Annotated in this window: 20 protein-coding genes and 2 pseudogenes; 14 read left to right on the forward strand and 8 right to left on the reverse strand. The window is 68.5% G+C overall.

The window, feature by feature from the left end; genetic code table 11:
- Nucleotides 1–26: 26 nt before the first annotated feature.
- The 3 genes from ACFPZI_RS04905 to ACFPZI_RS04915 all read left to right on the forward strand — a co-directional run bounded on the left by ACFPZI_RS04905 (nucleotide 27) and on the right by ACFPZI_RS04915 (nucleotide 1,954).
- Nucleotides 27–551: a GNAT family N-acetyltransferase gene (locus ACFPZI_RS04905; RefSeq protein WP_381359489.1), complete on the forward strand. Its 525-nt coding sequence runs from the start codon at nucleotides 27–29 to the stop codon at nucleotides 549–551.
- A 185-nt stretch (nucleotides 552–736) separates the two neighbouring features.
- A complete protein-coding gene (locus ACFPZI_RS04910; RefSeq protein WP_381359492.1) occupies nucleotides 737–1,051 on the forward strand; it encodes a DUF4229 domain-containing protein in 315 nt (104 codons plus the stop codon).
- Nucleotides 1,052–1,138: 87 nt separating this feature from the next.
- Nucleotides 1,139–1,954 (forward strand): TetR/AcrR family transcriptional regulator, encoded by an 816-nt coding sequence (locus ACFPZI_RS04915; protein WP_381358667.1) that lies wholly within the window; start codon nucleotides 1,139–1,141, stop codon nucleotides 1,952–1,954.
- Here ACFPZI_RS04915 and ACFPZI_RS04920 read toward each other — a convergent pair.
- Together ACFPZI_RS04920 and ACFPZI_RS04925 are read right to left on the reverse strand one after the other, a co-directional pair.
- Nucleotides 1,924–2,142, reverse strand: coding sequence for a hypothetical protein (locus ACFPZI_RS04920; protein WP_381358669.1), 219 nt, complete (start codon nucleotides 2,140–2,142; stop codon nucleotides 1,924–1,926). The genes ACFPZI_RS04915 and ACFPZI_RS04920 overlap by 31 nt on opposite strands.
- 169 nt (nucleotides 2,143–2,311) lie before the next feature.
- Nucleotides 2,312–2,515, reverse strand: a complete 204-nt coding sequence (locus ACFPZI_RS04925) for a cold-shock protein (RefSeq protein WP_003992177.1) — start codon at nucleotides 2,513–2,515, stop codon at nucleotides 2,312–2,314.
- Nucleotides 2,516–2,827: 312 nt separating this feature from the next.
- Between ACFPZI_RS04925 and ACFPZI_RS04930 the strand changes: the two genes are divergently transcribed.
- From ACFPZI_RS04930 to ACFPZI_RS04945, 4 genes and pseudogenes are all read left to right on the forward strand, one after another.
- Nucleotides 2,828–3,676 carry a menaquinone biosynthetic enzyme MqnA/MqnD family protein gene (locus ACFPZI_RS04930; RefSeq protein WP_381358673.1) on the forward strand — a complete coding sequence of 283 codons (849 nt, stop codon included), beginning with the start codon at nucleotides 2,828–2,830 and terminating at the stop codon, nucleotides 3,674–3,676.
- 161 nt (nucleotides 3,677–3,837) lie between these two features.
- Nucleotides 3,838–4,878, forward strand: a pseudogene (locus tag ACFPZI_RS04935) (serine/threonine-protein kinase); the annotation flags it as partial.
- Nucleotides 4,879–4,960: 82 nt separating this feature from the next.
- Nucleotides 4,961–5,236: a hypothetical protein gene (locus ACFPZI_RS04940; RefSeq protein ID WP_465269177.1), complete on the forward strand. Its 276-nt coding sequence runs from the start codon at nucleotides 4,961–4,963 to the stop codon at nucleotides 5,234–5,236.
- A gap of 98 nt (nucleotides 5,237–5,334) precedes the next feature.
- Entirely contained in the window at nucleotides 5,335–9,819 is a 4,485-nt protein-coding gene (locus ACFPZI_RS04945; RefSeq protein WP_381358675.1) for an FtsK/SpoIIIE domain-containing protein, read from the forward strand.
- Here the strand turns inward: ACFPZI_RS04945 and ACFPZI_RS04950 are convergent.
- On the reverse strand, nucleotides 9,788–10,351 hold the full coding sequence (locus tag ACFPZI_RS04950) for a hypothetical protein (protein WP_381358678.1): 564 nt from the start codon (nucleotides 10,349–10,351) through the stop codon (nucleotides 9,788–9,790). The two genes, ACFPZI_RS04945 and ACFPZI_RS04950, sit on opposite strands and share 32 nt — an antisense overlap.
- Before the next feature lie 12 nt (nucleotides 10,352–10,363).
- Entirely contained in the window at nucleotides 10,364–11,815 is a 1,452-nt protein-coding gene (locus ACFPZI_RS04955; protein WP_381358681.1) for a hypothetical protein, read from the reverse strand.
- Between the two features lie 16 nt (nucleotides 11,816–11,831).
- Between ACFPZI_RS04955 and ACFPZI_RS04960 the strand changes: the two genes are divergently transcribed.
- Entirely contained in the window at nucleotides 11,832–12,080 is a 249-nt protein-coding gene (locus tag ACFPZI_RS04960; RefSeq protein ID WP_381358684.1) for a hypothetical protein, read from the forward strand.
- 557 nt (nucleotides 12,081–12,637) lie between these two features.
- Here the strand turns inward: ACFPZI_RS04960 and ACFPZI_RS04965 are convergent.
- A complete protein-coding gene (locus ACFPZI_RS04965; RefSeq protein ID WP_381358687.1) occupies nucleotides 12,638–12,898 on the reverse strand; it encodes a WXG100 family type VII secretion target in 261 nt (86 codons plus the stop codon).
- 220 nt (nucleotides 12,899–13,118) lie between these two features.
- Between ACFPZI_RS04965 and ACFPZI_RS04970 the strand changes: the two genes are divergently transcribed.
- From ACFPZI_RS04970 to ACFPZI_RS04985, 4 genes are all read left to right on the forward strand, one after another.
- Nucleotides 13,119–13,379: a hypothetical protein gene (locus tag ACFPZI_RS04970; protein ID WP_381358690.1), complete on the forward strand. Its 261-nt coding sequence runs from the start codon at nucleotides 13,119–13,121 to the stop codon at nucleotides 13,377–13,379.
- 51 nt (nucleotides 13,380–13,430) lie between these two features.
- Nucleotides 13,431–14,279 carry a hypothetical protein gene (locus tag ACFPZI_RS04975; RefSeq protein ID WP_381358693.1) on the forward strand — a complete coding sequence of 283 codons (849 nt, stop codon included), beginning with the start codon at nucleotides 13,431–13,433 and terminating at the stop codon, nucleotides 14,277–14,279.
- Nucleotides 14,280–14,498: 219 nt separating this feature from the next.
- A complete protein-coding gene (locus ACFPZI_RS04980) occupies nucleotides 14,499–15,890 on the forward strand; it encodes a PE-PGRS family protein (protein ID WP_381358696.1) in 1,392 nt (463 codons plus the stop codon).
- Between the two features lie 52 nt (nucleotides 15,891–15,942).
- Entirely contained in the window at nucleotides 15,943–16,527 is a 585-nt protein-coding gene (locus ACFPZI_RS04985; RefSeq protein ID WP_381358698.1) for a hypothetical protein, read from the forward strand.
- A gap of 246 nt (nucleotides 16,528–16,773) precedes the next feature.
- Here ACFPZI_RS04985 and ACFPZI_RS04990 read toward each other — a convergent pair whose 3' ends face one another.
- From ACFPZI_RS04990 to ACFPZI_RS05000, 3 genes and pseudogenes are all read right to left on the reverse strand, one after another.
- A complete protein-coding gene (locus tag ACFPZI_RS04990) occupies nucleotides 16,774–17,544 on the reverse strand; it encodes a hypothetical protein (protein ID WP_381358699.1) in 771 nt (256 codons plus the stop codon).
- Nucleotides 17,537–18,049 carry a hypothetical protein gene (locus tag ACFPZI_RS04995; protein WP_381359572.1) on the reverse strand — a complete coding sequence of 171 codons (513 nt, stop codon included), beginning with the start codon at nucleotides 18,047–18,049 and terminating at the stop codon, nucleotides 17,537–17,539. The genes ACFPZI_RS04990 and ACFPZI_RS04995 overlap by 8 nt, the downstream gene beginning before the upstream one ends.
- 295 nt (nucleotides 18,050–18,344) lie before the next feature.
- Nucleotides 18,345–18,458: pseudogene (locus ACFPZI_RS05000) on the reverse strand (IS5/IS1182 family transposase); the annotation flags it as partial.
- A 49-nt stretch (nucleotides 18,459–18,507) separates the two neighbouring features.
- Between ACFPZI_RS05000 and ACFPZI_RS05005 the strand changes: the two are divergent.
- Together ACFPZI_RS05005 and ACFPZI_RS05010 are read left to right on the forward strand one after the other, a co-directional pair.
- Entirely contained in the window at nucleotides 18,508–18,837 is a 330-nt protein-coding gene (locus ACFPZI_RS05005; RefSeq protein WP_381358701.1) for an SAV_915 family protein, read from the forward strand.
- Nucleotides 18,830–20,287: a hypothetical protein gene (locus ACFPZI_RS05010; protein ID WP_381358704.1), complete on the forward strand. Its 1,458-nt coding sequence runs from the start codon at nucleotides 18,830–18,832 to the stop codon at nucleotides 20,285–20,287. The genes ACFPZI_RS05005 and ACFPZI_RS05010 overlap by 8 nt, the downstream gene beginning before the upstream one ends.
- Nucleotides 20,288–20,292: the final 5 nt, after the last annotated feature.

A 20,292-nucleotide genomic window follows, 5' to 3' on the forward strand; every position in this document is an offset into this window, starting at 1 on the left:
GTTCCATGCCGGAGAGCCCCCGCCCCGTGCCGCTGACCTTCATACTGGATCCGCCCGTCACTCCCGAACTCCGTGACGGCATCCTGGAGTTGTGGGTGGACGTCACCCACGCGGGCGGAGCCGTCGGCTTCGTGCCGCCGGTGACACGGGAGGACGTCCGGCCGGAGCTGGTACGGCAGTTCGTGGCGATGGAGGAGCAACGGTCCCGGCTCCTCGTCGGGTTCGACGAGGAGGGGCGGGTCGCCGCGACGGCGTTCCTCACCCTCAACACCCACCGCCTGATGACGCACTGGATCTGGCTGTACACGGTGATGGTCCACCCCCGCCACCAGGGCAAGGGGTACGGCCGTGACCTGCTCGCCGCCGCCGAACGGGCCGCTCGCGCCCTGCCCGGCATAGAGGCGATCCGGCTCACCTGCCGCGGAGGCCTCGGCCTGGAGCGCTTCTACGGTTCCTGCGACTACAAGGAGGTCGGCCGGGTCCCCGGCGCGATCCGGGTGGCCCCGGGCGACGACCGGGACGACGTCGTCATGCTGCTGTCGCTGACCTGACCCCGGGCCGGATCCGGGTCCGGGGTCAGGGTCGGGGTCGGGGTCGGGGTCGAGGTGCTGTCATGTACGCGCCCGCGCATGGGCCCCGCCGCGGGAGTACGGGGGCGGGCGTGCTTCACTGGAGGTGTCCCATTGGGAACCCCTTGGGGTACGTTCTGGCCGTTCGTCCGGGAGAGTGGAAGAAGATGCTCCGCTACACGTTGATGCGCTTCGGGATCTTCGTGGGCTGCCTCCTGGTCGTCTGGTGCCTCGTCTACTCCGGCCTCGCCCCGCGCGGCCTGGGCGACTCCAACGGGCTGTGGATCATCCTGCTCGCCCTGGTGTTCTCGGCGCCGATCAGCTTCGTCGTGCTGCGCAAACAGCGGGACCTGGCCTCCGAGAACATCGTGCGCCGGGTCGACCGGGCGAAGGCCAACCTGGAGGCCAACCGTAGCCAGGAGGACGACGCCGACGACGACGCCCGCGGCACGCAGGCGCAGGAGCAGGCGAAGGCCTCGTAGGACCCCGGGGGGCGTGTGCCCGGTTCGGACGGGGCGGGTTTCCCGCGCGGGCGGGTGAGGGTGCCACCGCCCCGTAGGCTGATCCGTATGGGTGCTGTGAAGAGCAAGCGGATGCCGCGTGCGGTCCGCGAACAGCAGATGCTGGACGCCGCCGTACAGACCTTCGGCCAGCGCGGATACATGGCCGCGTCGATGGACGAGATCGCCGAACTGGCGGGTGTCTCGAAGCCGTTGGTCTACCTGTATCTGAACTCCAAGGAAGACCTGTTCATCGCGTGCATCCGCCGCGAGGCGAAGGCTCTCGTCGAGACGGTGCGCGCCGGTGCCCGTCCCGCGCTCCCCGCGGACCGCCAGCTCTGGGCGGGGCTGACGGCGTTCTTCACCCACACCGCGCGGCACCCGGACGGCTGGGCCGTGCTGCATCTCCAGGCCCGTACGCACGGAGAGGTGTTCGCCGCCGAAGTCGCCGCGATGCGCGCGGACATCGTGACGTTCGTGACCGAGCTGATCCTCGCCGCCGCCCGAGAAGCACACCCCCAAGCTCTCGGCTGCTCCCCCAAGTTCTCGACTTCGCTCGAGCAGGGGGGACCCCCACGAGCAGGGGGGACCCCCATGGACCCCCACCTCCCCGGCGGCGAGGTCGCCGGGCTCGCGGAGGCACTGGTCGGCGCCGCCGAGGCGCTCGCGGACTGGGCCAACAGCGCCCCGGGCGTCACCGCCCGGCAGGCGTCGGCCACCCTGATGAACTTCGCCTGGGCGGGACTGGGCGACCTGATGGCGGGCCGCCCCTGGTCACCGCCCGACGGCGAAGCCTTGGGCGCCGGCGCCGGTGCCGGTGCCGAAGACGCCGGGGTCGGGGCCGGCGCGGTCGTTCACGCCGGGCGGACCTCCCTGGTGGGGTGAAGGCGGCCGCCGGCGCCGCCCGCTTCGACGAGCCCGGCGAATCCGGCCAGCAGTGCCAGCTCCAGGGGCTGGGCGGCGAAAACGTCACGGAAGCGGTCGGCGTAGTCCTCGGCCACGGCGTCGTAGAAGGCGCGGGTGGCGGCGATGTGGTCGGGGGCCGGGGCGGTGGCGGGGGCGGTGTCCGTCATGGGCGGGGAGCCCAGTGCCTGTTGCGGCACTAGCCGGGCTCACGCCGTTGCGAGGGGGTTCTGCCGTGGTTCCGTGGTGGTTCCGTGCGGGGAAAAAAGGCAGGAGCCCCTTTCGCCTGACGGCGGGGGGCTCCTTGGGTACTGCTAGTCGTTCCCGGATCGGAGAGGATTAGACCGGGGTGACGTTCTCCGCCTGCGGGCCCTTGGGACCCTGCGTGACGTCGAAGGACACCTGCTGGTTCTCCTCGAGGGAGCGGAAGCCGCTCGCGTTGATCGCGGAGTAGTGGACGAAGACGTCGGGGCCGCCGCCTTCTTGGGCGATGAAACCAAAGCCCTTTTCGGCGTTGAACCACTTCACGGTTCCGGTAGCCATAAGCCCTCCTTGGGCCCAAAGGGTTGCCCTGCTCCAGAACCCAGCAAGTGTGAAGACCAATTCTGCACAATCGCATCCGTCTGAGAACGACGAGAGCCCGCGGTCACATGCTCCGCAGGCTCTGTACTGCAAGGGAAACCAAACTGCAACTTGCGGACGAGCCTAGCACGCGACCGCCCGCGCGCAATAGAGGTCAAGATCACGTCACCCGAAAGTTTGAATGCCACTTCCGCCATGTGCTCCGACGCCCCAGCCGGGCTGATGCCGGGGCCCGGAGAGCCCGCCCCGCGGCATGAGGGCTAGCCTCGCGATGTGGACAATCCTCGCACCCGGCCGCGCGTCGGACACATTCAGTTCCTGAACTGCATGCCCCTCTACTGGGGGCTTGCGAGAACGGGTACTCTCCTCGATTTCGAGCTGTCGAAGGACACCCCCGAGAAGCTCAGCGAGAAACTCGTGCAGGGAGATCTCGACATCGGGCCGATCACCCTGGTCGAGTTCCTCAAGCACGCCGACCAGCTCGTCGCCTTCCCCGACATCGCCGTCGGCTGCGACGGCCCGGTGATGTCGTGCGTGATCGTCTCGCAGGTCCCGCTGGACCGGCTGGACGGCGCCCGGGTCGCCCTCGGGTCGACCTCGCGCACCTCCGTACGCCTCGCCCAGCTCCTGCTCGCCGAGCGGTACGGCGTGCAGCCCGACTACTACACGTGCCCGCCCGACCTCAGCCTGATGATGCAGGACGCCGACGCGGCCGTCCTCATCGGCGACGCGGCCCTGCGCGCGACCATGATCGACGGACCTCGCTTCGGGCTCGACGTACACGACCTGGGCGCGCTGTGGAAGGAATGGACGGGGCTGCCGTTCGTCTTCGCCGTCTGGGCGGCACGCCGCGACTACCTGGAGCGCGAGCCGGTCATCACCCGGAAGGTGCACGAGACGTTCCTCGCCTCCCGCGACCTCTCCCTGGAGGAGGTCGGCAAGGTCGCCGAACAGGCGGCCCGCTGGGAGGCCTTCGACGAGGAGACGCTGGCCACGTACTTCACCACGCTCGACTTCAGCTTCGGCCCGCCGCAACTGGCGGCGGTCGCGGAGTTCGCGCGCAGGGTGGGACCGACGACGGGCTTCGCGGCGGACGTGAAGGTCGACCTGCTCCAGCCGTGAAGGCCGACCTGTTCCGGCCGTGACGGACGCCGCCGTGGAGGCCGGGCGCCCGCCGCGGCTGTGAGGACGCGGGAGCCGCCCCTGCGCGGGGCCTCCCACTACCCTGCTGGCAGACGCCCGCGTACGGGTGGGACGGGGGAGGGGTGGACGGGGTGGACTCCATGCGGCCGCTCGACGTCGACGAGCCCACGACGGCGGGGCCGTACCGGCTGCTGGGCAGGCTCGGTGCCGGCGGCATGGGCCGGGTCTACCTGGGCCGCAGCGCCGGCGGCCGCACGGTCGCGGTGAAGATCGTGCATCCGCACTTCGCACTGGACGAGGAGTTCCGCGCCCGGTTCCGGCGCGAGGTCGAGGCCGCGCGCCGGGTGGGCGGTGCCTGGACGGCCCCGGTCCTGGACGCCGACCCCGAGGCGCGCGTGCCATGGGTCGCCACGGCCTACGTGGCGGGCCCGTCACTCACGGCGGCGGTCGCGCACGGCGGCCCCCTGCCCGCCCACACCGTAAGGGCGTTGGGCGCGGGCCTGGCCGAGGCACTGACGGCGGTGCACGAACTGGGACTGGTGCACAGGGACGTGAAGCCGTCGAACGTCCTCCTCACCCTCGACGGCCCGCTGCTGATCGACTTCGGCATCACCCGCGCGATGGACGGCACGGCTTCCCTCACCTCGACCGGTGTGTCGATCGGCTCGCCCGGCTACATGTCGCCCGAGCAGATCCTGGGCAAGGGCGCCACGGGCGCGGCGGACGTCTTCTCCCTGGGCGCCGTACTGGCGTACGCGGCGACGGGCGAGCCCCCGTTCTCCGGCGACTCCTCGGCAGCGCTGCTGTACAAGGTCGTCCACGAGCAGCCGGAACTTGGGGCGTTGGAGGACGCGGGCGGCTCGGGCGACTCCGGGAGTTCGGGCGACGCGGGTGGTGCGGGCAGCGGTGGGCTTCGGGACCTGGTGGCGGCCTGCCTGAGCAGGGACCCCGGCGCCCGTCCCACCCCGGCCGAGGTGGGACGGCGGCTGGCCCCCGAGGGCGGTGCGGCCCGACTGGTGGCGGGCGGATGGCTGCCGGGTGCACTGGTGGAACAGGTGAGCCGGTCGGCGGTGCGGTTACTGAACCTGGAGGCGGGGCAGGGAAGTTCGGCGGGCGGCCCGGTGTCCGGCCCCGTGGACTTCGGCAGCCCGTCGGTGGACGGGCCCCCGACCGGGAGCGACACCGTCCCCCAACGGCCGCCGGAGCTTCGGCAACCCGACGGTCATCGACGGTGTGCTCTACACCAGCGACCACGACGACGGCGTGTGGGCCGTGGATGTCGAGAGCGGCAAACGGACGTGGTTGTGCGACGAGTTGGACGTCGAGGGGCCCGAGACGTTTCTGCGGGCCGGGACGGCACTGTACGGCGCCACCGGATCCCTGGACGGCGGCATAGTGGCCCTGGAGGCCAAGACGGGCAAGCTCCGTTGGACCTACAGCGACAGCAAGGCCGTCGGCGAGCCGTGGCAGGTCGCCATCTTCGGAAACCGGCTGCTGGTCACGCACGGGCCGGAGATCTACGCGCTGCCGGCGGTCTGAAACACGAGCGGCTGAGCCTGCAGTAGGAGACTGACAGTAGTCTCCGTTGCCGGAGCAACGGATAGGGCTGGAAAGGCCGACGGGGGAGGAAGACCACCATGCGGATGCTGGTCACGGTCGTCAGCGGAGGTGGTGAGCCGCACGACGTCGTCATCATCGCGGACGACACCGCGACAGCAGGCGACGTCGCTGAGGCGCTGTCGACGGAACTGGGCCGAAGAGGAGCCCCGGCGGACATGCCGGCGAACGTCAGTGTCCTGCCCTCCACGGTGGCGCCCCGGTCCCCTGGTTACGGGACCGGCGGGCCGTCCCTGTGGGCCGACGGCGTGCTCTGCGACCCGGCGGCACCCGTGGCCCAGGTACTGCAGGATGGCATGCGGGTCACCGTGGACGACTCCATGGGTCCGTTGCTGCGCAAGGGCGAGCCCGTCGGCCAGTTGGAGCTGAGGGTGGCCGGCGGCCCTGTCTCGGGGCGCGTGGTCCGGCTCGGGGTCGGCGTGACCACTCTGGGCTCGGCGCCCACCTCCTCGCTTCCCCTGCCAGGTGCCTCGCTGCCGGCGATCGCGCTCCGGGTGGAGGTCGACATGCGGGGCAAGGCCACGCTCAGCCCTCAGGACGGGGCCCGGATCCAGCTCGACGACGTACCGGTGGCGGCGTCCGGGACGCCGTGGCCGCCGGACGGCGTCGTCCGGATCGGAGATTCGCTTCTGGTCCTGGCCCGTGTCTCCGAGCCGGACGCGCACCTGTCCGCGATGAGTGAAGGCGGCCTGGCCTACAACCGTCCGCCAAGGCTGTCCCCCCTGCGGCCCCGCCGACGGATCGTGGTGCCGGTGGCGCCGAACAAGGGGGAGCGGGCCCGGTTCCAGCTCCTCATGGCGGTCATGCCCATGGCCTTCGGACTGGGCATGTACTTCCTCACCAAGCAGATCTACATGCTGCTCTTCTGTCTGATGAGCCCGCTGATGATGGCTGCCCAGTGGATCAGCGAGAACCGTGAGGGCAAGAAGAAACATCGGACGTCGCTCAAGCAGTACAAGAAGGACCTCGTGGCCCACGAGGCCGAACTGGCCGCCCTTGCCAAGGAGGAGCAGCGCGCCCGCCGGGCGGATGCTCCCGATCCGGCCGAGATCCTGCTCTTCGCCACCGGACCCCGGCGTCGCCTGTGGGAGCGCCGGCTCACCGATCCTGACGCCATGCAGCTGAGGATCGGGGTCGGTGACCTGCCCTCGGACGTGGAACTCGTCATGGGCCGCGGCGGCTCCCTGCACGAGGAGGACGGTCCGGAACCGCCGGTACTCACCGATGTCCCGGTCACCCTCCCCTTCGCCGAGCTCGGTGTGGTCGGCGTCGCCGGCGACCGGGACCGAGCGCTGGCCACGGCCCGCTGGCTCGCTGTGCAGGCCACGGTCCTGCACAGCCCGCGGGACCTCTCCCTGGTGTCGCTCACCGCCGCCCCGAGTGCCGGTGCCGCGTGGCAGTGGCTCCACTGGCTGCCCCACACCAGTCCCGATCAGGGGCAGGACTGCGTAGCGTTGGTCGGCTTCGACTCCGAGACCGTCACTCGCCGCGTCAACGAGTTGCTGAACGAACTGGCCCGGCGGAAGGCGGCCCGCGAGCAGAACACCATGACGGGCCAGCTCTATCCGGATCCCAACGTCCTGCTGATCCTCGACGGGGCACGTCTGCTGCGCCGCGTGCCCGGTGTTCCGCAACTCCTCAGCGAAGGACCGCGGTACGGCATTCTCGCCCTCTGCGTCGACGAGGACGAGCGGCTGCTGCCGGAGGAGTGCAAGGCCGTCGTCGCCTGGTCCCCGGACGTCCGGCACTACGTCCGCGTGCGCGGCCACGGGCTGGAATCCGTCGGTGACGTCCTGGCCGACCGGGCCGCGCCCGAGTGGTGCGAGCTGCTCGCCCGTTCCCTCGCGCCGGTACGCGACGTCAGCCGCGACGACGCCGGCAGCGCGCTGCCGACCTCCGCGCGGCTGCTGTCGCTGCTGGGCATGCCCGACCCGGCCGGGACCGACGTGGAGCGCGTCTGGCGGGCGGGTGGTTCGACGACCGCCGCACCCGTCGGCATCGCCGCGGACGGCCCATTCGTGCTGGACATCCGGCGGGACGGCCCGCACGCGCTGGTCGCGGGCACCACAGGTGCCGGTAAGTCCGAGCTGCTGCAGACCATCATCACCTCGCTCGCCGTCGTGAACCGGCCGGACGCACTGAACTACGTGCTGATCGACTACAAGGGTGGCAGCGCCTTCATGGACTGCGCCCGACTGCCGCATACGGTCGGCATGGTCAGCGACCTCGACGCCCATCTGACCGAGCGGGCCCTCGCCTCGCTCGCGGCCGAGCTGCACCGCCGGGAGAAGATCCTCTTCGACGCCGCCGCCAAGGACATCGAGGACTACAACGACACGCGCAAGCTCCGCCCGGAACTGGAGCCGATGCCTCGACTCGTCCTGGTCATCGACGAGTTCGCCTCCCTGGTCGCCGAACTCCCGGACTTCGTCGCGGGCCTGGTCGACATCGCCCGCCGTGGCCGTTCCCTGGGCGTGCACCTGATCCTGGCCACCCAGCGGCCCGCCGGCGTCGTCAGCGCGGACATCCGTGCCAACACCAACCTGCGCATCGCGCTGAGGGTGACGGACGCCTCGGAGTCCATCGACGTCATCGACGCCCCCGACTCGGGCGCGATCGCCAAGTCGACCCCCGGCCGCATGTATGTGCGCTCCGGTGCGCAGTCCCTGGTCGGCGTACAGTCCGCCCGCATCGGTGGCCGCCGTCCCGCGACGGGCGGGACCGGCCCGAAGGCGACCCTGCTGCCGCTGCCGTGGCATGCCTACGGCCGCCCGCTGCCCAAACGGGACGAGGCCGAGGACGACGGCACCATGGTCACCGACCTGGCCGTTCTCGTGGAGGCCGTGTGCGACGGCGCGCGGCGGATGGGTTTCGGCGAGCAGCGCAGCCCGTGGCTGGACCCCCTGTCCGAACTGGTCACCCTCGACGAGGTGGTGGCGTACGCCCCGGCGCACGAGGCCGAACCGGCCACCGCGCCTCCCGCCGACGTCGCGCCGATCCCGTACGGCCTGATCGACCTGCCGGCGAAGCAGGCCCGTATGCCACTGTCCCTGGACCTGGTGCATGGCGAGCACACCATGATCCTGGGCGGAGCCCGCTCGGGCCGCTCGACGGCCCTGCGGTCCCTGGCGGGTTCGCTGGCCCGCAGCACCTCTCCGCATGACGTCCATCTCTACGGCATCGACTGCGGCTCCAACGCGCTGCTGCCGCTGATGCGCCTGCCCCACGTGGGCGCCGTGGTCACGCGCGACGAGCCGGACCGGGTTCGCCGCCTCATCGAGCGCCTGCTGGCGGAGATCGCCCGACGGCAGCAACTGCTCGCCATGGAAGGAGCGTCGAGCGCCGCCGAGCAACGCGCGACGGCCGCGCCGCAGGACCGTCTCCCCTGGATGGTGCTGCTGCTGGACGGTTGGGAGGGCTTCGCCTCGACCTTCGAGGCGTACAACTACGGCCAGCTTCTCGAAGCAGCCCAGCGCATCTTCCGTGAAGGCTCCGCCGTCGGCCTCAAGGTCGTCATGAGCGCCGACCGCAGTGGCCTGAGCGGCCACGTCTCGTCCGCCTTCGCCGACCGGCTGGTCCTGCGTTTCGCCGACCCGAACGACTACTCCACGGCGGGACTCCACGCCCGCGAGGTCCCGAAGAACATGCCCCCGGGCCGTGCCCTGCGGATCACGGACACCGGCGTGGACGAAACGCAGATCGGTCTGCTCTCGGCGGACCGGGCCGGCCAGGCCCAGGTACGTGCGCTCCGTGAGATCGCCGAGGAGGCCGCCGCCCGCCACGGCCGGGCGCCCGCGGGCCGCCGCCCGATGCGCGTGGACGCACTTCCCTCGAACATCACGGCGTCCGACGCCCTCGCCCTCGACCCCGACTTCACGCCGCCGTCCGCCCTGTGGGCGCTGCTCGGCGTGGGCGGCGACGAACTGCACCCGATCGGCGTCGACCTGGAGGAGAACGGCCCCGGCTTCGTCATCGCGGGCCCGCCGAAGTCCGGCCGCTCGACGACCCTGATGGCCGCGACGGAGTCGCTGCTGCGCGTCGGCACGCCGGTGGTACTCGTCGCTCCGCGCCGCTCGCCACTGCGCGGCCTGGAGGGGCGGGAAGGAGTGCTGGGCCTCCTGAACGCGGACAGCCGCGAGGACGACCTGGAGGAACTGGTGGACAAGGCGTCCGACGGCTCGTACGTCGTGATCGTCGACGACGCCGAACTCCTCTATGACACCAGCCTCGACGAGGCCCTGGAAGCCGTGGTCCGCAAGGCCGCCGACGGCGGCATCGGCCTCATCGCGGCCGGCTCCACCGACAGCCTCTCGGGTCAGTACCGCGGCTTCGCCGTCGAGGCCCGCAAGTCCCGCAACGGCCTGCTCCTGACGCCCCAGAGCCCGTCGGAGGGCGAACTCTTCGGCATCCGACTCCCGTCCAACAGCGGCGGCGGCCCCGCGGGCAGCGGCCTGTTCGTGACCGGCGGGTCGTTCATGCCGGTTCAGACGGTGCTGAACGGCTGACGTGGGTGCGGAGGATCCGGCGGCGGAGCGTCATAACGACTGTCCCAGTCAGGAAAAAGGTAGTGAGGGCGGAGATACCATACGCAGGCACATTGAAGGGAGGATCGATGACCCAGCTGTGGGAGAGACTGCGAGATGGGTTTTTGGGGTCGTACGTGACCAGCATTATGTCGCCGGTCTGGGTGTCGGGGTACATGCCAGCGTAGTCCCCCAGTTTGACTTCGGTTCCTGACTTGGGGCCCTGGGCGAGCCTGACCTTCACATACTTGGGTTTGTTGTCGACTCCGGTTACCACGGCAGCGACGGTGATCCCGCGAGCGCGCAGGTCACGCAACAGGAAGTGTGGAGGAAGCCATAGGGCCAGGGACAAGACGAGACCGAGCAAGAAAATGCCGAAGATGCCGAGAATCAGGCGGCGTTGTGGTAGTTCTGGACAAGGCATCCATACGGCGCGCATGGCGGCCAGTCGTTGTTCTTTTGCGACATGGGGTGGCAAATGGTATTGATCCGAGGGGTGCTTCTTCTTAGTCATCGTTGATCCATCTCACGAGAACCAACCGCTCACCGTTTTTTTGACGCTGGACGTCGTTTTACTGATTGCTTCACCCGTTTCTTTTGCTGCACTCGTGGCAGCATTGACTGCTTCCCTGCCAATTGGGCTCTTGATCACGTAAGAAGTGCCGTAGCCAATTCCGAATCCAGCCACCACTCCGGCCGCAATGCCCCATCCGACGGGGCCCCCGACCAGCGCCATCGCTCCCAGGGTGCCGCCAGCCCCGGCGGCCATTCCCCCGAGATTGGCCGCCACGGCGACGTCCTTCTCCTCCCCATGACCGATGTCCCACCCGATGGCCCCGACGGTGAGGACCGTGCCCACCAGTGGCAGCTTGCCGCCCGTGTGGAGTGCACGGCCGAAGAGGGTTGCCGAGCTGGGGGGTCTGAGGCCGGGAACCTTGCCGATCAGCCAACTGCCGCCATCGGCGATGGAGACCTCCAACAACCGGGAGAACGAGCCCATACCGTACTTGGTGAGAATACGTTCGGCCTCGCGAGCGGACTGTCTGGCGGCTCGAGCCGCTCGCCTGGTGTCCTTCTTGAACTTTCTCCGGTCTTCCGGGCTCATGCTGTTGATGCGCCGCTGGTAGAGCCGACTCGCTTCGTCGGAGAACTTTTGCGACCGCTCCCATAAGTGACCGGCGTACTTCGCCTGCATACCGATGACGGAGGCCAGCAGCCCTGCTGTGTCGGACCACGTGTCCGCCGGATCGCCGAGCTTTGTCACAGCGATCTTCGTGTGCTTCCAGGCGATTGCCCAAAGGTCGGTGTCGTCGCCTTGCATGAGCGCCCGGTTGAACACGGCCGTGGGCTCGTCCTTGCCGATGTCGCCGTGGAACAGGGCCGCTGTCCTGTCGAAGCCGGGTGCGGGGGAGGCGGCCTCGACCGCGGTGGTGAATGCGGAACCGAAGACCTTGACGTCGTTCTCGGCGGAAGGCGCGTCGGCGGCGGCGACTGCCACCGGCAGGATCTCGAGCAGTTGCGGTTTCATCCTGGCATAGAACGCCGAAGCGAAATCGGGGTCCCCTTTGTGGTTGGCCAACTCCACCGCGATCCGGTGGAATTCCGCGCCGGCCTTGCCCGGGTCGAGGTCGGCTGCCTTGTTGATCTCCTCGGCGAGCTTCTTTCCGTCCTCCCGTGCCTCGCCGACACCTGGGACGGGCTCACGCAACTGGACCATGGTCCCGCGCTCGAGTCCTCCTGGGTCCGTCTCCATGGCCGCTGCCAGAGCCTGCCTCCGACGCAGTATGGGAAGTTCGTCATCCGTCCAGCCGGCGATCTTTCCGATCTCCGTCAGGTCCGCCGTGTCCAGACCGAATTTCTGGAATCTGGAGAAATAAGAGGTCTTCGCGCTGTGCAGCGCCTTGCTGCCGGATTCCAGGTTCTTGATGGTCCGCAGCAGGTTGTCCGGGTTGATTCCGGAAAAGTTCGGGTCGACCACTGGTGGATTCCTCTTCTTGTTCCTGTGCCGAGCAGACGGCGAGCCGGGGATCGACCAGGACGGCCCGGGCGCCCGATCCCTTCAGGGCCCCCTCGACCTCGCCGGTGAGGACGACACCCCGGGGCTGCTGCTCTCCCATCGCCTCGACCAGCAGGCACACCGAGGTGAACGTGAGTGCGACGAGCTGCTCCTGGCCCTTGGCCGCGGCTACGGGAACGAGGGACACCTCGATGGAACTGTCGCCAAGAGGGGAGCCGTCGGATGACTTCCGCACCTCGCTCATGGTGGACAGAGCGAGGTGTTCGGGATTACTTTCGAGCGTGCCGCTGGAGGCCATTGGCTTAGATTATGAGGCGCTGAGAGCAGGGGCAATTCCGAGCGCGACATGGAATTCAGAAGGTAATATTAATAGCGGAATCTGAATCGAGCGCACCCTATCCCAGAAAGGCAGACCCGCAGAAGTTGCGCGGTGAGCTCGCCGAGGAGGCGGAGAATCTCAGGCGAGCCCTCAAGGAGCCTGCCGAGGACATCGGAGGCGACAAGGTGGGGGGGAGAACGCCCGAGCCTGGCATCAGGAGCCGACCGGACGGCATCGGAAGCCGGGCGAACAGGTGGGCAAGTTGCTGCCGGTCATTGACGCGGCCATCTGCGGCCATCCGCGGCGAGCCCGAGAAGGTGACGGCGCCGGAGACCCGTTCGCACCACAACGGCGCCTGACGCCGGATCTCGTACGAACGCCGACGGGGCGCCGGGACCAAGCCCGGACGGGTTGTGGTCCCGGCGCCCCGGCCGGTTGCGCACTCCGCGCGATTCGCCCTGGAATCAGGTGGCGCGCTCGATGTTGTCGGCGCTGGTGTTCGCGGCCTTGCTGGCGTCGTTCAGTGTGGTGACCCACTTGTCGAAGGTCGGCTTCACATCACGCCAGTCGTCCCGGAAACGGTCGGCCTTCGGACCCTTCCAGTAGCCGGAGCTGTCCGCCGTGCCCGACTGCAGGTCCTTGATCAGGAGCTGCAGGTCGTGGGCCTTGCGGGCGTACAGCTTCGACAGTTCCCGGAGCCGTGCGAGATCTGCACCGCGATCCATGGGCGTTCCTCCCCGTGTCATCAGAGGCAAGCGGACTGTCCGTTCGCAACAGTGGACGCTACAACACCGATAACAGTCCCCGTCCATTGCTGTTGTGGAAGAGATCTTCCAGTGAACAACCGGTGTGCACCGGGTGGGACGCGGTAAGGTCACGACTCCTGCTGGGGCTCAGGGGATGCGTCAGTTTCCTGGGGCTCCAAAGACGGCGGGGAGAGCTGTTGTGGCAAGTCCTGACATACAGGAACTCAACCAGCGCGCCAGTCAGTTGAGGTCTCTGGCCGACCACATCGATGGGCTTGTCGACGCTGCCAAGAACCACAGCACCACGGGTATGAAAACCTGGGCGGGGCCGAACGCGGACGATGTGCGCGGCAAGCTGAAGAGCTGGAAGGCGAAGTGCGGCACGGTCGCTGAGACCTTGCGTGACGAGGCGCGGAAGTGCGCTCAGGACGCCAAGGAGCTCCAGGACAAGAAGAAATGAAGACGAAGAAGTGACGGCAGCCGCTGCCTTCAGGGGAGGGAACCCGGTCCAGTGCCCTCGTACGACAGCTCCCGAGCACGCTTCCGGCTCGCCGACCGCCACATTGCCGTCTTCGCCCATCTCCTGGACGGCGAGACGCCGCCGGAGGAGCTGGGGGAGTCGCTGACCGAGCTCCAACACATCGGTCTGGTGGGCGAGGAAGGGGAACTGGCCCCGCTGCTCGGCGACCTGCTCCGCGCGCTCGCCGACCCCGTCGTCATGATCCAGGTGGAGATCACCGGCGCGCACGGCCCCGTGAACCACGGCGTGGTGGTGGGCCAGGACGCCGTGATCGCCCACGACGGGTGGCCGGGCGAGGAGGAGTCGGAGTATGTCTCCATCGAGCCCAACACCCTTGTCTGGGAGCTCGCCCGCAAGGTCAACCTGCACCGGGGCGAAAAGCCCGAGGAGGGCGCCCCCGAGGTCCGCATCGAGACGACGATGGCCGCCCTGGACACCGCGTTCGTCGCTCTGAAGGAGCCTGGTCCGGACGACGACGCCACCCGCGAACTCGTCCGCAAGGCCCTCGTCGAGGCCGACACCGGTCTCAGGGACCAGGCGCTCGACCGCTTCCGTCACCTGGTCGTCTCCCTGAACGCGACCTGGCGCATCACCATGGCCTGGGACGGCGAGCACGACGGCGAACGCGCCGCGATGGTCCGAGCCCTCGCCGTCTGGGACTGCGGCCCGCTGGGTCACTGGATCCGGGAGCAGCCGGAAGAGCCCATCATGCCGGGACAGGTCGGCCCCGACAGCCCGCTGGTGCTGGTGCGCTCCCACGCGGCGGAAGTCTGGCAAAAGATCACCGACCTGCTCCCCGACCGGGAGGAGCTGCTGGTCGAGGGCGGCCCCACCGCATGACGACGCCGCCCACCGGCGTGGAAGTGCGTCGTACCCGGTCGCGGTGCCCGGCGGTCCGAGCAAGACGGTGCTCGCGGAGTGGCTCACTTTTCATCGGTCGGCCATGGAACGTGGCGGGCCTGGCCCGATGTTTCCATGGCAGCCGCTCTTCGCTCTGACTGCATATTCTGAGTTGCTGGCGGCGAAGGCCAAGCCGGCTGTCGAGGGACGGGGGTGGGAATGTCGTTCCGCGGGGCAGATCCCGAGGACCTGGAGCATTTGGCGGAACTCCTGGACGGGCGTGGCGGCATGGAGGACCGTCTTGACGAGGCCTTCACCCGGGCCACCCGGCTAGGAGTGAGCGGGCATCTGTCGACGCTGAAGCCGATGAGGTCCTGGACCGGCAGCGAGGCCCAGGATCTGCGTAAGCGCGCCCTCATCCTGCGCCTGGAGAACGGCGACCCGACAGCCGGCCTGCTGTGGGCGGGATTCACTGCGAAGGACCTGGAGAACTACAAGGGCGAGGGGATCAAGCCGGAGACGCTGCTGCTGGCCAATTCGGTGGCGGCGAGCGGCGATCCGAATGCGAAGGGCTTGGAGCGACAGCCGGGGGAGAAGCTCGGCGACTGGGTGACACGGCTCGAGGCGCACGCACTCTCGAAGATCCCTGCTCTGGAGCCGCACGAAGAGACCCTCACCGAGATGATCAAGTTCGGCAGCGACGCGTTCAACGTCGCGGCAGCGACCCAAGTCGTGACGGCGAGTGGCTTCTCGGGGACCAAGGTGCTGTTGGGCAATGCGGTGAAGACCGGCAGGCTGGGACCGATGAAGGACGCCCTTGCGAGACGGTGGACTGCGACAGGAAGTAACCCCATCTTGCGTTGGGCGGGAAGGCGGCTGAGGGCGTACGACCCGCCGATACGCTCCTTGGCCGCCCCGGGTAGCTGGTTTCCCGGACAGCTCGGCAACATGGCCTCCCGGAGCCAGACGTACCAAAGGGTGGCCAACGTGCCCTTCAGCTCCGGTTTTCTGGACGACCGTTGGGGCAGCGGATGGGACGCGCTGCGCCGACGCGGCGTCATGAACTCCAAGCTTCTGGGCTTCACTCCCAACCAGGCCATCAACTTCTTCGCCGGGTCGGATGACATGGCCCGCTTGTACGGCGGTTACACACACGCCGGCCAGGAAGTGACACGCGCGGGGCAGGCCAGCCTCGTTCAGGTGGGGAAGGCCGGTGGGTTCAAGGCAGCGGCGAAGACTGCCGGACTGTGGCGGGGAGCCGGAATCGTCGGCTCGGCGGGGGCGACGGTGTTCTCCGTGGCCAACATCGCCACCATGGACCACGCGAAGGAGTGGGAGAAGAGCAAGGCCGGCTACCTGGCCAACTACGCGGAGGTGGGTTTCAACGCTTCCCTGACCGCGGCGATGGTCGCCCCCAACCCGGTCACGATCGGCCTCGCCGTGGGCACCGGAATCGTCTACGGGGGACTGAAGGTCGTCGAGCACTGGGACGACATCACGGAAGGCGCCGAGAAGGCGGCCGACTGGGTGGGCGACAAGGCGAGCGACCTCGGGAACGAGATCGCCGACGGCGCCAAGAAGTTGGGCAGCGCGCTCAACCCGTTCGATTAGCCAGACGCTAGAGATGAGAACCTTTGTCGCCATGGATGCGAGTAGTGAGTCCTTGAAGTTCGAGTTGCTGCCGTACAGAACCAAGCCGAAGAAGCGGGAGCGGCCCAAGGCCGGGCTCGAGGGAAGTGTGGGGCATTTCGGCCCCGTTGTCGTAGAGCGCTGCCCGCTCTACCGGCCAGTTGAAAAGGGAATGGACATCGCTCGGCTGAGCGGCCCCGCCTTTCCGGAGACGGTCTTCCGGGGGAAACGCCGGTCGGGACGGCCGTCGCTGTTCAAGGCCGAACTCACCCTCGACGGACGGCGTGCGGAGCTGTGGTTCAACGCCAGGGCTCTGAAGCGCGAAGACCGGGCGCTGCGCATCGCGTACGACGGCCGGGAGTATGTGTACTCATCAGTGGGTCTGGGCAAGGCGAAATTTCTGGAGAGGGAGGGAGTCCGGGCCACCATCGAACCCGGTCGGCAAATCCCACCGGCCGATATCGCCAGCGCGGGTACGGCCACCGGCCCGGTGGACGCCGTGGACCTCGCCATTGCCATCGTGCTGGAGGAGGTGGACACCGATGTCCTCACTCTTGCCGGCGCCGCGTTGTCGTCCCCCTTCGCCCTGATGCAGCGTTTCTCGGACGAAGCGGAATAGGGGACGCAGCCGGTCCCCGTTCAGCGCGGGCCCAGCTCCTTCTTCTCCGTCAACAGGCCGACCGGATTCCGCCATATTCCCGCCGGCCCTCGAGCGCCCCAGGTAGCCGTGCCGGCGGGCAGGTGTGACGGGGCGGGGAAGGTAGGGGGTGAAGGGGCTGTAAGGCGGTGAGGCCTCTCTCCGGCTGCCTTCCGTACGTTCGCCGAACGACTCCGCCCGGGCGCTTCGCCGGTACCGGATTCTCCGCTACGTGCTCGTGCGGGTGAGCTGGACGGCCTGTTCCGTCAGCGCCGACACCTCGAACAGCACCCCCGCGAACTCCACTGTCTCCCCGACCCGTACGTCCTTGTAGCCGGCGACCGGGATCGCGGCGCAGTTCGCGTCGACGCCGGCTGTTCCGGCGGCGGGGTCGATGGAGGAGACCGTGAGGGACAGGCCCGTGGGGAAGCGCTGCACCCCGCCGTTGTCGAGCAGGGAGAGCGTGTTGCCCTCGGCCGGGAAGCCCTTGGCGGCGGTGGCCAGGACGGTGCGGTCTGTGGTGAAGCAGAGACCGTCGTCGGTGGCGCCCTGCCGGGGTTCGAGTGACTTCGGTGCGGCGGCGAGCGCGGTCCGGTCCTCGGCGGCCTTCGGCTCGAGGACCACGCGGTAGGAGCAGATCTGCCGCACGGCGTAGTCGTGGCCGGGGACGGTGACCTCCGCCCCGGGCTCGACGGTCCACTCCCGTTGCCCCGACGCGTACTTCGCGCCGTCGCGCAGTGTCGCCGTACGTGTCGTGCCGTCCGCGTCGGCCCCGGCGTACTGCACGCCACCGCCGCCGGGCAGTTTGAAGCCGCCGCCGCGCAGGACGTGCGCCCCGTCGGCCGGGGCGGTGCCCACACATGCCGGGCCCTTGTCCCGCGCCGCGGGGGTCGCGCCACCGTCGCCGCCTTCGTCACCGCCGTCGGACGACGCACCGCATCCGGTCAGCGCCAGCAGGGCCAGGAAAGTGACCGATCCCGTGATGCCGTACCTACTCACCGGCCTGGACACTGGTCTCCTCCTCCACGGCGTCGGCCGCGCGTTCCAGGACGACGCGGGTGCGGTAGTCGACCTCCGCGCCCCGCCACATGTCGCCGGTGATCTCCACGGCGTCGCCCGCCGTCAACCCGTCGGGCGGCCGACCCTCGCAGCTGACTTGGATGCGGCCGTGCACCGACGGCTGCGCGAAGACCGTGTAGAAGGCGAGGTCCTTGGGTGATGCCTTGATCATGAACGCGTCCAGCTCGGCCGCGGTGAGCCCGTCCAGCCCACCGGAGACCTTCTCCAGGTCGTCCCGGTTGCCGCTGGCGCCGAAGTCCTTCAGCAGAGCCGTGCCCATGCTGTTCAGCGTGTGCTGCCGCTGCTGGAGCGTGTCGGTGCACTCGTCGGCGAACGGACCTTGCCAGATCGCGCCTTCGTCGTCACCGGTACGGAAACCGCCGGCGCGGGGCGTGGCCTTCTTCACCACGTCGTCGAGGTACGGCCCGAGGCGACGGGAAAGCACCCGCGCTTCCCGAGCGCACTCCCGCAGCCTTTTCGCACGTCTCTTCAACTCGGTGGCGTCCTCGCTGAGCCCCACGTCCGGCTTCCCCCGTTGTGGTTATTTGCTGACATTTCGCGCGGGTGACTCCATGACAGTTCCGTTGCAGCATACGAGAGCTGGTTCCGTCCCACGGCTTACGTAATGAAATCTCCCCGATTGCCACCGCTCCACCGCATTGGTTCTTCGGGATTGTCTTCGGACGGTCCGCGGGTAGCCGTTCAGCAGGGTGCGAGCGGTTCACCGACCGGGCGGGAACGGCTCGTTCGTCGTCCCGCCGGTCGCACTCGGTGAGCGTGCCGTCCAACAGGGCGTGGTCCGGATCGGTCTCCCACAGGGCCCTGAGCAAGCCCGGCACGCGGTCGGCAGGCAGGTCGCACCTGCAATTGCCCCGCACTCAGGCGTCCTCATAGTCTGTGCGGATGGATTCGGCTCAGTCTCTTCAAGAAGCCCCGGAAGTCCTTGTGGTTCCCACCATGACGGATGTGTCACGGGACGACGACGGCGCGCCTCTTCTGGAGGGCACGGTCGATGTGATGCTCATCCCTCTGGAAGCCGAGTCGGGCGGGACGCAGCTCGTCGCTCTCGCTTTTTCCACCGTGGTCGGCCTGGTGGAGGCGATGGGAGAGGAGCAATCGTGGGTCGCGATCCCCAGCGGCAAGCTCGAAGAAGCGCTGCGGGGGTCGGGTGCCCAGGCGGTTCTCCTCGACCCGCAGCCGGCGGAGGGCGCGGGGGGCGCAAAGAATGGTTGATCCGAATTTCTCGGGGATAAACCCCGCAAACCTGATGAAGACGATAAACGGTCTGGTTTCCGGCGGCAAGACACTTCATCAGGGAAAGGCCGCCTACTTCAGTCGCTTTCAGGAATTTGGGCTGGACACGAGGCATCTCACGGAGCTCGGGAAGATAGCTTCCTGGGTCGACGACGAACTGCCCATGCTGCGCCGCCGCCAAGCGCTCGCCGCTGCCATGGAGTTCGAGGGCGTGGGGCCCAAGCCGCCCATGGTTCAGCTGCGTGAGCCGGTGTGGACCGTGAAGCAGGCGCACGACGAGGGCGAGAAACTGGCCAAGGAGGCCAACGAGCTCGCGGACATGGGCCCTGACGAGGCGGGCCCCGCGTTCCACCGCATCGCCGAGGAACTGGCCAAACGCAGCAAGGATCCGGACTACACCTCGGCGTTCTACGCCGGCATGGATCCTGATCTCGTCAAGAACCTCCCCATGGCGATCGCGGTGGCCAACGCGCCGACGGCCAAGGAGGACGCCAAGGTGTTCGGCACCGCGTTCACCACCGCGGCGAACGCCGAGAAACCCGCGCCGGGCTTCAACAAGGTGCTGGATCTGTTCCACGGCGAACTTCCCGAGGACGAACCCGGCGCCATCTTCAACCGTGCGCTGATGCAGGGGGACGATCCCGACCTCTGGGACACCGCCTGGAAACATCTCCAGAAGGCGGTCACGGACCTCGGCGACCCGAAGGCGACCTGGACCGTGCACGCGGGTCTCGTGGCCGGCGTCATCGGTGTCCAGTCGAAACTGGCGGACCAACTCTGGGACGAGGCCGGCAAGTTCTCACAGGCGGCGAAGGCGGCCTATGAGCGACGCATCAATGCCATGACGCCTAAGGATCGGGCCGATTTCAAGAAGGATACGCGGACCAACGCCAAGGCTTCGAAGGCCGCGTCCCGGCAGGCCGAGCGGCTCTTCGCCAAGTACGGCATGGGATCGTTCTCGCGCCTGATGGAGGCGTCCCTCGGTGACTCCGCCCGCTGGCTCGCCGACAAGGTCCCCTACATCAAGGCGCCCACGGCCGTGAAGGGCGGTTGGCTCGGCAAGGTCTTCAGGACCGGAGGGCGGGTGCCCCTGGTCGGCTCATTGCTCACCGTCGGCGGCATCGCGTACGACATCAAGGTCAACGGCAATGACACGGACGTGGCCGTGATCTCGAATACTGCGTCCCTTGGGGCCGGAATGGCTGCGACTTGGGGGACCGTGGCGCTAGTCGCGGCTGCTAGCGGGCCGGTCGGCTGGGGCATTGCTGCGGGTATCGTGGTGGGCGCAGGTATTGGTTATTTTGCGTACTATACCCTCAACACGCCTACGGGTGAAAAAGTCTGTCATGCCGTCAGCGACGCAGCTAAGAAAGTTGGTGAGGAAATAAGTGGAGCGGCCAAAAAGGTCGGTGGATGGCTAGGATTCTGATACTC

This window comes from Streptomyces chlorus (genome assembly GCF_042655885.1).
GTDB classification, from domain to species: domain Bacteria; phylum Actinomycetota; class Actinomycetes; order Streptomycetales; family Streptomycetaceae; genus Streptomyces; species Streptomyces chlorus.

Bases quoted from the DNA above. Each gene is read 5' to 3' on its own strand.
- ACFPZI_RS04910 (WP_381359492.1), top strand. From the start codon at position 737: ATGCTCCGCTACACGTTGATGCGCTTCGGGATCTTCGTGGGCTGCCTC.
- ACFPZI_RS04915 (WP_381358667.1), top strand. From the start codon at position 1,139: ATGGGTGCTGTGAAGAGCAAGCGGATGCCGCGTGCGGTCCGCGAACAG.
- ACFPZI_RS04920 (WP_381358669.1), bottom strand. From the start codon at position 2,142: ATGACGGACACCGCCCCCGCCACCGCCCCGGCCCCCGACCACATCGCC.
- ACFPZI_RS04925 (WP_003992177.1), bottom strand. From the start codon at position 2,515: ATGGCTACCGGAACCGTGAAGTGGTTCAACGCCGAAAAGGGCTTTGGT.
- ACFPZI_RS04945 (WP_381358675.1), top strand. From the start codon at position 5,335: ATGCGGATGCTGGTCACGGTCGTCAGCGGAGGTGGTGAGCCGCACGAC.
- ACFPZI_RS04950 (WP_381358678.1), bottom strand. From the start codon at position 10,351: ATGACTAAGAAGAAGCACCCCTCGGATCAATACCATTTGCCACCCCAT.
- ACFPZI_RS04965 (WP_381358687.1), bottom strand. From the start codon at position 12,898: ATGGATCGCGGTGCAGATCTCGCACGGCTCCGGGAACTGTCGAAGCTG.
- ACFPZI_RS04980 (WP_381358696.1), top strand. From the start codon at position 14,499: ATGTCGTTCCGCGGGGCAGATCCCGAGGACCTGGAGCATTTGGCGGAA.
- ACFPZI_RS05005 (WP_381358701.1), top strand. From the start codon at position 18,508: ATGGATTCGGCTCAGTCTCTTCAAGAAGCCCCGGAAGTCCTTGTGGTT.
- ACFPZI_RS05010 (WP_381358704.1), top strand. From the start codon at position 18,830: ATGGTTGATCCGAATTTCTCGGGGATAAACCCCGCAAACCTGATGAAG.